This is a genomic window from Moraxella marmotae (genome assembly GCF_042219885.1).
GTDB classification, from domain to species: domain Bacteria; phylum Pseudomonadota; class Gammaproteobacteria; order Pseudomonadales; family Moraxellaceae; genus Moraxella; species Moraxella marmotae.
In genome coordinates, this window is the sequence record NZ_JBHJHR010000004.1 from 12,609 (window position 1) to 27,091 (window position 14,483).

At 41.0% G+C, this 14,483-nt stretch carries 22 protein-coding genes; 1 reads left to right on the plus strand and 21 read right to left on the minus strand.

Going from position 1 to position 14,483, the window contains the following annotated elements; all coding sequences use genetic code 11:
* Window positions 1-6: 6 nt before the first annotated feature.
* The 11 genes from ACFBZI_RS10820 to ACFBZI_RS10870 all read right to left on the minus strand — a co-directional run bounded on the left by ACFBZI_RS10820 (window position 7) and on the right by ACFBZI_RS10870 (window position 6,132).
* Window positions 7-279, minus strand: a complete 273-nt coding sequence (locus tag ACFBZI_RS10820; protein WP_375716377.1) for a hypothetical protein — start codon at window positions 277-279, stop codon at window positions 7-9.
* Window positions 280-463: 184 nt separating this feature from the next.
* Window positions 464-1,117, minus strand: a complete 654-nt coding sequence (locus ACFBZI_RS10825) for a hypothetical protein (RefSeq protein ID WP_375716378.1) — start codon at window positions 1,115-1,117, stop codon at window positions 464-466.
* 187 nt (window positions 1,118-1,304) lie between these two features.
* Window positions 1,305-2,012 carry a hypothetical protein gene (locus ACFBZI_RS10830; RefSeq protein ID WP_375716379.1) on the minus strand — a complete coding sequence of 236 codons (708 nt, stop codon included), beginning with the start codon at window positions 2,010-2,012 and terminating at the stop codon, window positions 1,305-1,307.
* Window positions 2,013-2,208: 196 nt separating this feature from the next.
* Window positions 2,209-2,418 (minus strand): hypothetical protein, encoded by a 210-nt coding sequence (locus tag ACFBZI_RS10835; RefSeq protein ID WP_375716380.1) that lies wholly within the window; start codon window positions 2,416-2,418, stop codon window positions 2,209-2,211.
* A gap of 9 nt (window positions 2,419-2,427) precedes the next feature.
* The gene (locus tag ACFBZI_RS10840) at window positions 2,428-2,721 is read right to left on the minus strand and encodes a hypothetical protein (RefSeq protein ID WP_375716381.1); all 294 of its coding nucleotides are present in this window, start codon (window positions 2,719-2,721) and stop codon (window positions 2,428-2,430) included.
* Window positions 2,711-2,962: a hypothetical protein gene (locus tag ACFBZI_RS10845; protein WP_375716382.1), complete on the minus strand. Its 252-nt coding sequence runs from the start codon at window positions 2,960-2,962 to the stop codon at window positions 2,711-2,713. Before ACFBZI_RS10845 ends, ACFBZI_RS10840 begins: the two co-directional genes overlap by 11 nt.
* Before the next feature lie 210 nt (window positions 2,963-3,172).
* Complete coding sequence (locus ACFBZI_RS10850) at window positions 3,173-3,913, minus strand: DUF1281 family ferredoxin-like fold protein (RefSeq protein ID WP_375716383.1); 741 nt, start codon at window positions 3,911-3,913, stop codon at window positions 3,173-3,175.
* A 180-nt stretch (window positions 3,914-4,093) separates the two neighbouring features.
* Window positions 4,094-4,462, minus strand: a complete 369-nt coding sequence (locus ACFBZI_RS10855; RefSeq protein ID WP_375716384.1) for a hypothetical protein — start codon at window positions 4,460-4,462, stop codon at window positions 4,094-4,096.
* Between the two features lie 41 nt (window positions 4,463-4,503).
* Window positions 4,504-5,004, minus strand: a complete 501-nt coding sequence (locus ACFBZI_RS10860) for a hypothetical protein (protein WP_375716385.1) — start codon at window positions 5,002-5,004, stop codon at window positions 4,504-4,506.
* A gap of 89 nt (window positions 5,005-5,093) precedes the next feature.
* On the minus strand, window positions 5,094-5,636 hold the full coding sequence (locus tag ACFBZI_RS10865; RefSeq protein WP_375716386.1) for a hypothetical protein: 543 nt from the start codon (window positions 5,634-5,636) through the stop codon (window positions 5,094-5,096).
* Window positions 5,629-6,132 (minus strand): hypothetical protein, encoded by a 504-nt coding sequence (locus ACFBZI_RS10870; RefSeq protein WP_375716387.1) that lies wholly within the window; start codon window positions 6,130-6,132, stop codon window positions 5,629-5,631. Before ACFBZI_RS10870 ends, ACFBZI_RS10865 begins: the two co-directional genes overlap by 8 nt.
* Window positions 6,133-6,416: 284 nt before the next feature.
* Between ACFBZI_RS10870 and ACFBZI_RS10875 the strand changes: the two genes are divergently transcribed.
* On the plus strand, window positions 6,417-7,115 hold the full coding sequence (locus tag ACFBZI_RS10875; RefSeq protein WP_375716388.1) for a DNA-methyltransferase: 699 nt from the start codon (window positions 6,417-6,419) through the stop codon (window positions 7,113-7,115).
* Between the two features lie 612 nt (window positions 7,116-7,727).
* On the opposite strand, the gene ACFBZI_RS10880 is transcribed toward ACFBZI_RS10875, so the two are convergent.
* The 10 genes from ACFBZI_RS10880 to ACFBZI_RS10925 form a co-directional block, all read right to left on the minus strand.
* Entirely contained in the window at window positions 7,728-8,432 is a 705-nt protein-coding gene (locus ACFBZI_RS10880; RefSeq protein WP_375716389.1) for a hypothetical protein, read from the minus strand.
* Window positions 8,433-9,086 (minus strand): DNA methyltransferase, encoded by a 654-nt coding sequence (locus ACFBZI_RS10885; protein ID WP_375716390.1) that lies wholly within the window; start codon window positions 9,084-9,086, stop codon window positions 8,433-8,435.
* A gap of 23 nt (window positions 9,087-9,109) precedes the next feature.
* Window positions 9,110-9,433, minus strand: coding sequence for a hypothetical protein (locus ACFBZI_RS10890; protein ID WP_375716391.1), 324 nt, complete (start codon window positions 9,431-9,433; stop codon window positions 9,110-9,112).
* 85 nt (window positions 9,434-9,518) lie between these two features.
* Complete coding sequence (locus ACFBZI_RS10895) at window positions 9,519-10,163, minus strand: single-stranded DNA-binding protein (RefSeq protein ID WP_375716392.1); 645 nt, start codon at window positions 10,161-10,163, stop codon at window positions 9,519-9,521.
* Window positions 10,164-10,201: 38 nt separating this feature from the next.
* Window positions 10,202-10,681, minus strand: a complete 480-nt coding sequence (locus ACFBZI_RS10900; RefSeq protein WP_375716393.1) for a hypothetical protein — start codon at window positions 10,679-10,681, stop codon at window positions 10,202-10,204.
* 22 nt (window positions 10,682-10,703) lie between these two features.
* The gene (locus tag ACFBZI_RS10905; protein ID WP_375716394.1) at window positions 10,704-11,198 is read right to left on the minus strand and encodes a Panacea domain-containing protein; all 495 of its coding nucleotides are present in this window, start codon (window positions 11,196-11,198) and stop codon (window positions 10,704-10,706) included.
* Window positions 11,199-11,454: 256 nt separating this feature from the next.
* Complete coding sequence (locus tag ACFBZI_RS10910; RefSeq protein ID WP_375716395.1) at window positions 11,455-11,823, minus strand: hypothetical protein; 369 nt, start codon at window positions 11,821-11,823, stop codon at window positions 11,455-11,457.
* A gap of 223 nt (window positions 11,824-12,046) precedes the next feature.
* Window positions 12,047-12,748, minus strand: coding sequence for a hypothetical protein (locus ACFBZI_RS10915; protein ID WP_375716396.1), 702 nt, complete (start codon window positions 12,746-12,748; stop codon window positions 12,047-12,049).
* Window positions 12,748-13,737, minus strand: coding sequence for an ImmA/IrrE family metallo-endopeptidase (locus tag ACFBZI_RS10920; RefSeq protein WP_375716397.1), 990 nt, complete (start codon window positions 13,735-13,737; stop codon window positions 12,748-12,750). The genes ACFBZI_RS10915 and ACFBZI_RS10920 overlap by 1 nt, the downstream gene beginning before the upstream one ends.
* 69 nt (window positions 13,738-13,806) lie before the next feature.
* Window positions 13,807-14,475 carry a hypothetical protein gene (locus ACFBZI_RS10925; RefSeq protein WP_375716398.1) on the minus strand — a complete coding sequence of 223 codons (669 nt, stop codon included), beginning with the start codon at window positions 14,473-14,475 and terminating at the stop codon, window positions 13,807-13,809.
* Between the last annotated feature and the right edge of the window lie 8 nt (window positions 14,476-14,483).

A 14,483-nucleotide genomic window follows, 5' to 3' on the forward strand; every position in this document is an offset into this window, starting at 1 on the left:
TAATGGCTAATTATAGCAAGGAATTGTTAGGAAATCAAGGTCTAGTTGGGGCTCTTTTCGCATTTTTTGCAAATGCGATTTTTTGAAATAAGGTTCACTTTTTTGTTGTTCGTTTTCAAACAAAACAAGATAATCGACGCCACGGCGGTTGCAAAAAATCAGATTAGCACTGTAGCCACTGGCGTTGTTCTCGAAAGCTTGACATTCAATATCCATCAAATCAGTAGAGTGATAGAGTGAGCATTCAAAAGAGAATAGAACAGTTTGTTTGGTTTTCATAGCAATTTACCTATGTTGTGGTTGATGGGGTTATTGTAACAACAGGAACAGAAAACAAAGCAAACAGCTCCTTTAACCTTTGCGATAAGGCGTTAGCCTTATTAATCTATCTACTGCACCCTACTGCACCATCGCAGGCGTGAAAAAAAGCCCCACACTTGGTGGGGCTTGGGTTTGGCGGTTCTTAGTAGGGTGTTTCTAAAAAAGTATCGTTTGCATCTACCACTCTGGCAAAATGGTTATCCATCTTAAGGTAAACATGCGAGCGGTTGCCAAATTCCAATTTTTGGGCTTTTTTGCTGATGATTTTATCACTTTTAAAATCGTTTACAGCGGGGGCGATATAATCGCCGTGGCGTTCTTGCTTAATCAATTTTGCATGAATTTCACGCAATTGAATTGTTTGCTTGCCACTAAAGCCAACAACTTGGAAAAAGTCCCATTTGGTGCATTCGTAACCGTAAAAGTAGGCAAAAACATCCCCAATTTTAAACATTGCATCTGCTGATGGGGCGGAGGTTTTGGCTGCTTTTTTAGCAGTGGCAAGTTCTTTGTGCTTATTGATAAAATCATTGGCAATTTGCAACAGCTTGCTATTATCGCCACGCACTGTGTGAATTTGCGGGTTTTTGATGGTCTTGCGTGAGTACATCAAAACAGAACTGGCATCGCCACGCTCGGTGATATAAACCGCTGACAAGCTCACTGGGTCAAAGCCCAACAAATCGTAAGCACTGTTACGGCTGCGGGTTTGGTGTAATTTTTGAGCGGTTTGGCTATTGATTGCCACTTGGTTAAAATTGGCTAGGGCTTGGGCTTTGATTGTTTGGATATTCATGATTTGAGTTCCTGTGTTGTTTGGTTGATGTGGCTATTATAGGACGGAAACCAAACACGCAAGAAAACAATCCGCAATAGCCCTTTACGATAAGGCGTTAGCCTTATTAATCTGTTTCCCATGCCGCCACAGGCGTGGAAAAAAATGCCCCACCGTAGTAGGTAGGGCATCAACCAACAACACAACATCAGTCCTCAAAGTAGTTTTCGTAAATGTCATATTCTACCAGTAGTTTTTTCAACTCATTCCACTGGCTCAAACAGTCATAATAAGTAAAGCAAACTTCGCCATCTACAGTCTCAATTCTGACGCCATAATCTGCACCATCATCAACCGCACAGCCATTCATCGCTAAACCAAACTTGTTGGCAAGGTGTAGCAACAGGGCGGTTGGCGGTGTGTATGCCGTGTCCGCACCCAAAGCCACTGAAATTTCGCCATTGTCCAACTCGTTTTCTTGATAGTAAATCGGCACATCAACAAGAGTTCCCCAATGCTCAAACCCCCAATCTTCAATATGCACCGCACCATACTTATTAAATAAATCCACAAAATATTTGATGGTTTCATCATTACTATTTTGCAAGCGTTGTTTGGCTTGGTGGGTAGTCGTGTAACCACTGATGCCCGCTTTTTTCAGCTCTTGCAAGCGTTTAGCAGACAAGCCCAGCATTTCAACAGGGCGGTTATCGTCTTTACTGCTTAAAATGGCATGAATGGCGGTTGGAAATTCCATGCCCTCTGTGGCTTGAATATCGCTTGGCATTGGGATAATATCGCTAAGATTGAAAAACTTATGCCCATTTTCTTGCTTGTCGCCCAATGATGCAATAAAGTTCTTAATGTTCGTTTTTGGTGCTGTAACAGTAACTTGCACATCTATCCAGTTAGCCATAGCAAAATCCTCGTGTTGTGGCTGGGTTGATTGACTTGATGGGGTTATTATAGAGCGGAGAAAAATAAGAAAACAAACATTACCCCCAACCTTTAACAAGGCGTTAGCCTTATCAGTTTGTTTGCCACCCACAAGCCCACGCCTGCACCCCACAACAAAAAGCCCCACCAATCGGCAGGGCTTTTTTAAATCTAATTTAGTCTTGTTGCTGGTGCTTGTCAAAACTGGCTAGAGCTTCAACAAATCGGATAGCACTGGGGCAATCCTTAAAGGTTTTGATTTGCTCTTTATCGCTGTTGGCGTCGATAAATAAGTAAGTTACATCATTAATAGGTAGAATGGTAAAACTTCGCTCATTAACTGACGCTTCCCAAACCATCGCCGCTGTCTTATTCCAAACAATCATTTTAACCCCCTAAATTTCAATCTGTGTTGGCTGTTGTGGTTGCGGCTGTGGTTGCTGCTTAAAAATCAGTTTTTCGGTTGTGATGCCATGTTCAATCACTTGTTTAATGCGGTTTAGTTCATCTTGCCCTTGTTCTAGCTGGGCGTTTGTTTGCTCATTGATTAACCGCATAAACTTGATTTGCTGTTTTTGTTCTTGAGCCACGCCATAAAATCCGTAAGCCAATAAACCGCCTGTAAGGTTCGCCAATGACAGTACACCAGCACCGCCAATGATAAGCCATTTTTTGATATTAGTTTTCATAGTTTGCCACCTTGATTTGTTCGTTTTGCTCATTGATTTTAAGCTGGGCTAATTCTTTTTTGGCTTCATGTTGAGCCAACCAAGTAGAAAATTCAGCCTTTGATTTTTCGGCGGTTTGTTTTTCGTAATAGTGCAAGCCTACCAAAAAAACAAGAACTAAAACCGACACGCCGCCAACGAACAAATCCGCCAAATCTTGCAAGCGTTTTTCGCTTTGTTCAATACTAATGTATTTTGCCATAATAATCACCTTTGTTGTTGTGGTTGATGGGGTTATTATAAACAGCAAAAGCGAACAGAAAGTGTTTGTTATCTTAAGCCCTTTAAGATAAGGCGTTAGCCGTCACAGTCCATTGTTGGCATAGTGCAGGCGAGCCACAAAAACCATTGCGAAATTGCGAATATGAAAAAAATGCCCCACCGTAGTGGAGCATCAACCAACAACACAACATCAATCAAAGTAGGCCTTGTATTTTTCAGCGATGCCATGTTTTTTCAAAACAGCGACAACATCAGCTTCGTCCTCATAATAAGTGAATTTGACTTCGCCATCTACGGTTTCAATATCCCCAATAAACTGCAATGTTTCCTCGACAGCACAGCCATGAGCTTGCACATCGTAGCGTTTTGCCATTTGTTTAATGACAATCTCAGGGCTAGACCACTGTGTGGCGCCATTAATGCAAATGCAATTTTGGTTAACTTTGCTAATTTCAAACTTAGCATCCCAGCTTGATGTACCAAGGTTTTTTGATGCCCATGCAAGATAATTGCAAGCACCGTATTTGTCAAAAAGTGCAACATGTTCAGCGAACTTAGGCACGGCTCTAATTTGCTTTTTGGCTTCACCAATGGTGGTTTGTGGGGTGATGCCTAATTCTGACAATTCCTCTAATCCATATTTTTGTAAGTAGTCGATGGGCGAACTGTCCTCACTGCAAATGGTTGCGTTCTCCTCATTGCCAATGGTTAAACTGTTATCAGAACAAACCATCAAAGCTGCGAAAATGTTTTCTTGCACGATTGAGACTCCCAAATCAAAACCATCAAACTTGACCAGCTCATCAGGCATAGGGTTAATTTTGTCGATTCTAAAAGTGCCAAAACCGTGTGGGTCTAGGTCACCCAGCATTCTTTGAATATTCTCGGTTTCACCTTGAAAATAGATAATAGTTTCTACATAGTTAGCCATAGGATTGTCCTTATTGAGTTGACAGGCTATTATAAAGCAAGACGGGGACTAAAAGAAATATTATCTAAAGCCTTTATGGCAGGGCGTTAGCCTTACTAACCTATTCTCTGCCCACCATCTCGCCTGCAGGCGTGGCATTAAAAAGCCCCACCAATCGGCAAGGCTTATCAACCAACAACATCAAGCAAAGATTTTTCTAAGCTGTTTTTGGAAATTGGTTTGGTCGTGGGCAAAGTTGCAATGGACATCCCAATCAATTTCATAAAGCGGCGTATCGGCTGGTATCGTGTTATCAAAGGCTATATCGGTCATCAACAAACCCATAATATCCATATCTTCATATTCGTAGCTGTAATAAGCATGAGAAATCACGCCATACAATGCTTCAGCAAAAGCTATTTTCTGTTGTTCACTGGCGTTCTTCAGTTGCTCAAACTTTAACCATGAACTATAGATTTCACTAACTTCGCTGAATATGGTTTGGTTGGTAGTTTCAATAGTGCCGATTTTGCCAAGAAATTCGCTTTTAAGTTCAAAAATGTTAGGCATTGGTTTTTCCTTTTGGTTACTGTGATAAGTTAAATATTGGTTTATGCTGGCTTGTTTTGCATGCCTTGAAAATATCCCATATCAAAAAACAATTCGTCCATGACGGTAATCAAAGCATAGCCAAACTCGCCTGCATTGTCGATTTGTTGGCGGATTTGGGTTGGCAACTCATCAAACCAAAAATGACGCATTTCGGTGGTGATGTAAGAATAATCGCCAAGCCATTCGGACATTTCACCACCAGCAAAGTTTTTGTAATGCTGAACCATCTTACTGGCAACCAGCTTGCTATCATCGGCATGGCTGTTTAGTAGCTCGATTTGCTCATGATATAGCTTGTAAACAGCGTTAATGCACAGCTTGGCGGTGCTGTCGCTGCTAAAATCGGGGTTATTGTGAGCCTTAGTGGTGGCGTTGGCAACTCGTCCAGCAAAGCCGATGAGTGATAAGACTGGTAAGGTTTGGCGTTGCATGATGGTTTCCTGTGTTGTTTGGTTGATGGGGTTATTATAGACAAGGAGAGAAACAGCACAACCAACCATTACCTTAAATCCTTATCGATAGGGCGTTAGCCTTGCTGTTCTGTTTTGTCGGACAATGTTCTAACAAAAACTCTCATAGCTTCACCTTTTTATTCACCAATCGCTTGCTTTTTTAAAGCAATCAAGTCATATTCCAAAGCATCAATTTCACTTTCGATAGAATCTATGGCAGAGCGTAATTCATTATAACTAATTTGCTCAGTTTTCAGCTTTTTAATCAGTGGGTGGTCGCTATATTGCGGTGCAATGTCAAGCAATGGCAGGACAACTTTGTCAGGCAATGGAGATCTTTTCATTGCTTTTTCGCATCGATCACTCAACCACCAGCCAAAGCCAAAAACTAAAATAACAAAACCTAACCAAACCAAAATAAATTCTTTGGGAGGGTTCGGCCACGCTTTCTCCAGTTCTCCTGCTGCAACCAAGCTGAAAAAAAAGATAAACAATCCGCCCAAAAGATAGGCGCCACTGCGGTTGCCTATCTTCTCCGCCCTAGAACAAGAGACGAAGCACATTACATCTAAAAGCTTTTTCTTATGTGCGATTTGCTCATTGATTTTAATGATTTCATCAGTCACTGTCGGCACCAACAGCTGTTTACGATGCCAGATTGCTGTAATTTCTTCAAGCATTATCATCACCATCAATCTTAGTAATCGGTTCACCAGTTACCACATCAAACGGCGTGGCGTAATTCCAGCCACCAAGAAACGAGAAAAAGACAGGTTCGTCGTCGCTATCTCTATCACAGTGCATGATGCAAACGGTGTCGGTGTTTGCTGTGGCATTGGTTGGGTTTTCTTCGCTGTCACTTACATAACAGGGTACAAATTTTTGTTTGCCTGTTATTAATAAGTGCCTGACAATCTCAAAACTGGTTAATGGACTTGGTCCTGGTTTTTCAAATTCTATGCCGTACAGTTTACTGAGCAACTCGCAATTTTCATCTGTTGCGTGAAAAAGCTTTGGCATATTGCCGTGAGAGAACGCTCTGCAACCAGCATCAGTCCCAGCGTCGCTGCGGCATGCACGTAACGAATATTTTCTGCCGTTTGTTTCTGTCAAAACATAGACTTTATTGGAACAAGACGGTGCATACACCTTATCGCCCACTCTAAATATTGCCATTTTTAAATTCCTGTTGGTTGGTTAAGTTGATGGGAACATTATAAAGCGGAGAGAGAAAGACGCAAACAAGCATTACCCATGTTCCTTATGATAGGGCGTTAGCCTTACTAATCTTCTACCGCACCTTGCAGGCGCGCCACCAAAACAATCTTACTGGTTTTGAATGCAGTTATTTAATTTTTATTGCACATTATATTTTAGTTATAGTAAAATATCAAGTTAATGAAACAGTAGTAATTAGCTGCTCATTTAGTGGCTACTTGCTGAAATTCAGGAATTGACAAATGTGCGATTTTAAAATATTCAATAATAATTGCATTGAAACCATGCAAGGCTTGCAACAACAAAACATTGTGGTTAATCACATCATCACTGATCCGCCTTATAATATTTCCAGTGAAAATAATTTTCATAGTATGAATAATCCTCGAGCAGGTGTGGATTTTGGCGAGTGGGACAAAGATTTTGATGTTGCAAGATGGCTGGATTTTGCCTTTCCACTTCTACACAAAAATGGCTCTTTGGTTATCTTTTGTTCTTATCGCTTTATATCCCAAATCACCCAAAAAATTGAACAATTGGGTGGAGTGGTCAAAGATGTGATGATTTGGCAAAAACAAAACCCCATGCCTCGAAATATCCACCGTAGGTATGTGCAGGATATGGAATTTATGATTTGGGCAGTCAAAAGCAAAACTAGCAAATGGATTTTTAACAAACCTACTGACAAACCTTATCAGCGTGGATTTTTTCAAACACCAACTTTGCTTGGCAAGGAACGCACCAAGCACCCAACTCAAAAACCAGTCGCTCTCATGAGTGAAATTATACAAATTCACACAAACGAAAATGAGTTGATTTTAGACCCATTCATGGGCGTTGGCAGTACAGGTGTGGCTTGCCACCGATTGGGCAGACAGTTTATTGGCATCGAGCAAGATAAAACATGGTTTCAGGTTGCTAAACAGCGGCTTGATTTATGAATATTTATCAACAACCAACTTTAGGCGGTGGATATTTAGCACCACCGAGATCGTTTTTTTGCGATTGCTGAGGATTTGCCAAAAAAAAGCATTTAAAATTTTGGCAAATAAAAACCACAGCATGGATTCCACCACGCTGTGGTTATGTCATCAAGGTGACTTCAAAACAACCTACATTTTCATCACTTTGCTACTATTAAGCCAACAGGTTTGGTAATAATAACCACCTAAGGCGAGTACCAGTCGCTTTTTATTATGCCATTAAGTCGTAAAAAGTCAAGCTCAAACCACTAACCAAAATATTAAAATCCTGCCCACAAACAGGACTTTTTGCTCAAAAACTCGATAAGTCTTGTTATTGACAATTGTCAAAGCATGGTAGCGAAAGTCAGCCAATCCAATGAATTTGCCACTTTTAGCCTGCAATTTTGATAAAAACCGTACAGTCGGTTTGTTTGATATATGTTTGAAAAATATTTTCAATTTTTGCTTGACAAAAGTTTTGGTTGTGCTAGAATAACCAGCACAACGACTTTGTAGATGTATTCACAGAGAGTTTTCCTTAGCAAAAAGCCTCAGCGTAAAACTGAGGCTTTTTGTTTTGTGGTGAAATTACAAATTTGGCTGTTTATCTGTTCCTTGTAATTTTCGCTCAATTTGTTCTTTCGCCTCAGGAATTGCCAACAACTCATCAATAAAGTAAGAAAAATTTTCTTTAGCATCAGCGGTGCGAATATTTTTGATTTCATTATAATCAATGTTTAAAATAGCACATAATTCACTGCCAGTCAGAATATGATCGAGGTCAAAACAACCTTTAAAGCCCTCAAAAATCTTTTCTTTAGATTCTTGATTGAAGCTGCAAATAAAGAAATCTGTGACAAAAGGAATTTTTGCGCCAAACACAGTGGCAAAGGTTTCAAGATTTTTTCGTTCAGCTGCTGACTTTTTGGTGTCGAACGCATCGCCATCTTTCAATTCAATGATTTTACAAATTCTATTCTGCTCAACCACAAAAATCAACATATCAGGTTCTATCTTTTTGACCAATTGAGCATAGCGAGACTTTTTCAAGGTCTTTTTCAAGCACAAATAAGCACCGCTTGGCACTTTATTTGCTGTTGTATCGTCTATGAACAGGTCCAAATCCTCAATCACTTGGGACCGATCGGCAATCATGCGCTCAAGCTCGCTGCCATTGGAAATCACTGTCGCTTGCACACGAGACAACAACTGTCCTAGCTTGACATTACCAATCACGCGAACATAGCCAGAGTTACCATCTTTGCGGCCTTTGGCTGCTGAAATTTTGCTCATTCAATCTTCTCCATGAACCAAGTCTGCACCAACAAAATCACGCCCTACTTGCTGGCACGCTTCAAAAACAGACCACCCACCCGAAGCAGGATCAAGAACAATATCGCCATCTACTGTCGTCGCCAAAATCAATTGTTTTTGTAATCCAACAGGTTTTGAATGCGTGTGGTTCTTTTTGCCAATTTTTTCCGCCCAAACATCAGGGATATTGTGCAGTACCCAAGTGGTTTTGGCTTTTTTAGGGTGTTTTTGAACGACAACAAGGTATTCACTGCGACGTCGGCTACGATACCCCATGCCAATCTTCATTTTGTCCCAAGTGATCATATCAACCACTGATAAGCTTGGCGTTTGTGTAAACCAGCCTTTGACCCCCTCAACCAAATGAAATTTGTCCACCCATAGAAATAGGTAGCCATTTGGTTTAAGGGCTTTTTCAATGCCAATGATAAAATCACGAATGGTTTGTTCGTCCATTTGTGGTAGAGCAGAGCGTTCTTTACCACGAGACACGCCCTCGTTACCGTAAGACAGTTTGTCTAGCACGCCACGATATTGTGGGTCAAAAAAAGCAATTTTAATGCTTTCGCTTGGCAGTTGCTTGAGCAAATCCAAGCCATTCATTTTGTTTTTCTTGTTTAGAAAGTTTTCCATATTTGTTCCAACCAGCCTGCTAATCACTGCTCATGTTCATATTTAAGCTTGCCCAAGCCTTGAGCTTTAGCCAGATCTTCCAGCGATTCGTAGTAATCAACTTCGACAATATCCAATTTTTCCAACAGCTGCTTGCGAACTGTTTCAATGCTTAGCAAGCGATCAAGAAAGTGAGACAGGTTTTCATTGGCAGTTTCATCATCAACTGCTTGGTCGTTATCAGCAATGGCGGCAGCTTGCACTTGTGCTAACAGTTGGCCAAGCTCGGCATTGTTGAACAGTCGAGTAATGCTTGGTTGTTCGGTTTCAAGGTGCTGCATTTTTGCAAGTAAGTTTTGAGTAGTCATGGTTCAATCCTATTGTCAGTTAAGAAAATCGCATTCCTTAGAAAAAATGCGATTTTTACCAAATTTTCCCTAGGAAAAAATGTAATCAAAATGGAATTTCTTCTTTGCCAATGCCTGCTTGTTGAGCGTTAATCGGTTGTGGTTGTGGCTTTTGCTGTGGCTGGCGCGCCTGCTGACCGCCAAAATTCTGTCCTTGCTGGAACTGGCTTGGCTGGGAAAACTGTTGGCCGTATTGCTGATTTTGGTACTGCTGTGGTTGTCCTTGATAGCCACCTTGTCTTTGGTACTGTTGCTGTGGTGCTTGACCACGGTTGCCATATTGTTGGCCTTGATATTGCTGTTGTGGCTGACCTTGGTATTGAGCATTTGGATTACGTTTGTAACCATTGTTTTGCTCGCGACGATTGCCGCCAATCAGCTTAATCATGCCAGCTTGCACTTCCCAAGATTGGCGTTCAATACCATTTTTGTCGGTGTAGGTGTTTTGGTGCAAACTACCCTCGACATAAACCATAGAGCCTTTGACCAGCGTTTGCTCGGCAATATCCGCTTGCTTGCCAAACACTTTGACACGATGCCATTCGGTACGCTCACGCCATTCACCGCTTTTACTGTCACGCCAGTGTTCAGAAGTGGCCAGTGATAGGGCGACGATTTTACCGCCATTTGGGGTTGCACGAACATCAGGATCGGCACCTAGGTTGCCTACAAGGGTTACACGGTTTATCATCTCATTAATTCTCCATAGGTAAAGGTTGGTTCGTTAGGTTATGATTTACTTGAAAATTCAATTTCTACAAAAATCATATCATAAATATCATTTGGGTTGGCGCGGTACGGTTCAATGTACAAGCCACAATCAACTGCTGGAACAAAACTGATTTGTTCGATTGCTCGCAAATCAGCATTATCAAAAAATGGTGCAACATCAATAAAAAGCGGCTCGCCTGCATCGTATTTTTCAATGACATCTGCAAAAGCATTATTATACCATTTTTCGCCATCAGCAAAGATCTGATTTGTCACCAACATCAAAAATCGATTGTCGGCTTTGTAGAGCATTTGGCATTTTGGCACTGTAATGGCTTGTGTGCAATCTTCGCTCAGCCAAAAATTTAATTCGATTGCTGAATATGTAGGTAGCATAGTCAATTCCTTGTTGATTGATTTGATGGGTTTATTATAGGCATAAGAAGGGACAAGAAACAAAATATTGTCCGAAGCCTTTATGAATAGGGCGTTAGCCATACATGCCCGGCTTTACCACAAGCTATATGTTAGCGGCTCGCAGTTCTGATATTGAATAGCTTTGTTCAGGGCCATACAAAATCAAAAACTCGTTATCTGCCCACGCAGCTTCTTGTTGCGTCCGTTTAGATAGCTCATTATTAGAAAACGAACCTAATTCATCAAGGACTTGTTTTACCACCTTGGTAAGCTTAGCATCTTGTCTCATTTGAAAGACAATATCATCAACATCAGCAAATCGGATATTGCCGATGCCTCTTGATGTTAAGTAAGCCACAGGTTCACTGATTGGCTCCCAGTAGATTTTAAAGTAACCATAAACCGATTTGACCACAGGTCCATATTGCCATTTGACAATATCTTCATCAATCAACTTGGCATTGAACAGTTTGACATATTTTGCTACAACATAGTAGAGCAATTTTTGTAGTGTTAGGCTGGTAACTGGATTGTGTCGCTCGGCGGCTTTGACCACGATGTAATTGGCGACGTCCATTGCTTGGTAAACTTTTGGCATTTTTTGCTTCCAATGTGGGTGATTTTTTTTAATTTTCTGCCCACATCTTTGCCAATATGGGCAGAATTTACCATTTTTACCTATTCATCAAGGTAATGTTCGATGACAACTGTGATGATTGCCAGTGCGATTTTGATGGCTAATTTCATTTTTTTTGCTCCTGCTTGTTATTAAACAATTCCTACAAAGATATTTAATCTTTGATGTAGATATTGTATGAAAAAGCAGGTGAGCTGGCAACCATCTTTACTTAGATTTACATTGACTTCTCGTCAAGCTCATCAATGTTATCAAATGGCTGGAAGTAAAGCACATTGTAGTAATCGCTGGCAGAGCCCTCAATGAAAGTATCGCCATTGTCGGTGGTAAAAATGCCGTTACTTTCTTCGTAGCTGTGGTAGGTTTTACCACCAGCATAGCACAAGCGAGCCAGCACTTTATCACCGTTGCCAAAATACTCATCAAGCTGTGCTTGCAGTTGCTTGATATAGGTGACATCTTTTAGTGGTTCGTGGTTGATGAAATGCTGGCTGTTTGGCATATCTGGTAGTTCCAAAAACAGCTTATCGCCATTGTGGTAGCAGACGATGCCAGTTTCATCTATTTGAATGTTGGTTAGGTTCATATCTATTCCTCCGATTGGTAGTGGTAGGAATAGGATAGTGTAAAAAAGCGAAGCAGACGCAAAACGTCACCTTAAGCCCTTACTGGCAGGGCGTTAGCCCATGTTTTGCTGTCGCTGCGCCATAAGCTTGTTTGCAGCCGAGAAAAAGTTTCAACCATACTTTAAACTTTTACAATATATGGCAAAAGTTTCAATGGCAAGTTGCATTTGTTGTGGTAAGCCATTAAATTTCAATATCAGCCAGTGCTTGCAGTTGTTCTTGTGAGTAGTTTGCCATCAATGTCGTTAAGACTGCGTGTGCTTTGGCTGGCTTGTTTGGCTGTGCCAATAGTGGTGAAAACTTGGATAACTGGCCAAAAGACCACAAACCATCTTTGACATCGTTCTCGGTCTTACCAACACGAAAAACAATATCCAGCATGCCATCTTTGACGCACCTGTTCAAAACCTTGTTCTTCACCACATCAAAGCCAAAACAATCAATCAGCTGCAATAAGATATGTTCAAAACAGTAAATGCGATTTGCCAGTTGTTTGGTGATAGTGCTAATCTGCTTGTCATCGCTATTATCAACCAAAGCAGAAAGACAGCGCTTATCACCTGTTAAGAAAGTAGAATGTGGCATATTGACAGCTGCTAAAATCAACTGGTTTTCGCCACCATCTAAGCCATCAAAACTGGATAGGTGAGCAAGCTGTTGGTGGTCTTGGTCTGACACGGTGGCAAGGCCATTAACCAAAGCAACCAACGAATCACGCACTGTTTCATTGGTGATTTGTTTTTTGGCATATTTTTGGATTGAAAACCGAGCTGTTGGCGTAATCAAAATGTCTTTTCTTGTGGCAGATAGCATCATCAGCATATGATCAAACAGTTCGCAGCCAACCAATTTGATCACAATATCGTTGTCACAAATCAATATCATTATTCAACGCCGATCAAATATTTAACAATTTCGTCATCGTCAATGCTTTGCATATCCACGTAATGCAGATATAACGATTGAGCGATCTGCTGGTCTGTTTGTTGATTGACCAATTTTTTGGTCATAATTTTTAGAGCAGTTTGTGCCAAAGCAAATTTTTGATTGACGTAGGCATAGTTAAGCACCATATGCAAAGGATCAATTTGCATTTCTAGGCCTTTGGCAATCATTGCTTGCGCCAAACCTTGTGGTGAGTAGGATTTACTGGTGGCAAATTGTGCCTTTGGATCGCCTGTCAGCAATTCTAAAGCGAAAGCATCAGCTTGCTGTTCCAAGTCGCTGTCATCAGTTTTATCAATCTTTTTATCTAAAATGATTTGTTTTTCTTGAACATGGCCAAGCAAGATGTGACCAAGCTCATGTGCCAAGTCAAAAACCAATGCACCATGCTTGTTCTTTTTGGTTAGCACGATGACAGGGCGATTTTGCTTAATAAACGCCAAGCCGTCCATCTTGGGCGTTGGCAGATTTGCCAGATGAATAACAGGAATACCAACAGACCAACAAAAATCCGCCAAGGCATAAAAATCCACCCATTGATGGTTTGTCAATACTGTTTGTCGAACTTGCATGGCTGTTTTAGGTAGATTGCCGACAGGTTGGTCAAAAGCCGATAAGGTAATATCAGCTGCAAACATCGCTGTTGCGACAGCAGGTTGTAACCTGTCTTTTTGCAAGTTTTTGCTGTGCTTGAATTGGTGCTGGCTTACGCGAAACTTGGGCAAACTGTCATCTTGAAGACTGTCGTGCAAACTTGAAAATTCCAAGCCAAAAGTGCGAGCAGTAATTAGCTCGGCTTGTTGCAAACCAGCAGGCGTGGTGGCAATCTCATCGCACCACCAGTCTGGTAGCTGTTTTTTGATTTGGTTTTTGCTAAAACCTAAAGCGATGAGTTTTTTGTAAATAAGTTGCATGTTATTTTTTGGCATAAAAACTCCTGTTTAGGTTGTTTTTACCATTATAGCATATTTGATATGGCAAGTGCCGACTTACCAAACTCACCAAGGCAAAGCCCAATCATTAGGATCATGGCTTTCTACTGGCTTATTCTTGCGAGATTCTTCCAGCTCTTTATAGCGATTTCTGGCATAATCAGCGGCCATGTTATCAATTCTTACTTTGGAAATTGCCATATCTTCGGGCAGACCACGAGCCAACCAACGCAAAACCTTGACAATGTCTTTTTCGTCTTCAAATTCATCTTTGAGCAAAGAAACAAAGCAGGGCAGGCTGTCGATATGCCATTCCAATTCTTCCACAGTTTTCATTTTAGAAAACTCATCATGACCCGATCTTAGATTGGCATAATCTGAAAATCTGGCATTATCACCAAGATCAATCAGCCGCTCAATGTCTTCTTCTAGCTTGCAGGCCCTTTCGTATTTTTCATCATCGGTGGCGGGTAGGTAGATTTTGGTATGCACCACTTTGCTTTTGTTACAGCGCTTGATAATTCTTTGGCGAAATTTTTCATCTTCGGCAAAGGTTTCTGAAAAAACTTCTGCCCACCGCAGATATTTGCTGTTTTTTAGGTCCAAATAAACCGTGCAAAGATCGCCTGTATCATCACTAACAACCAGCGGTAATGGTTCTTTGATGGCTAGGCTTTCGGCATTGCAACAAAAGCTAAAGCCGTTTTTATAGGTGCTAAAAACTTCTAATGTCATGATTAATT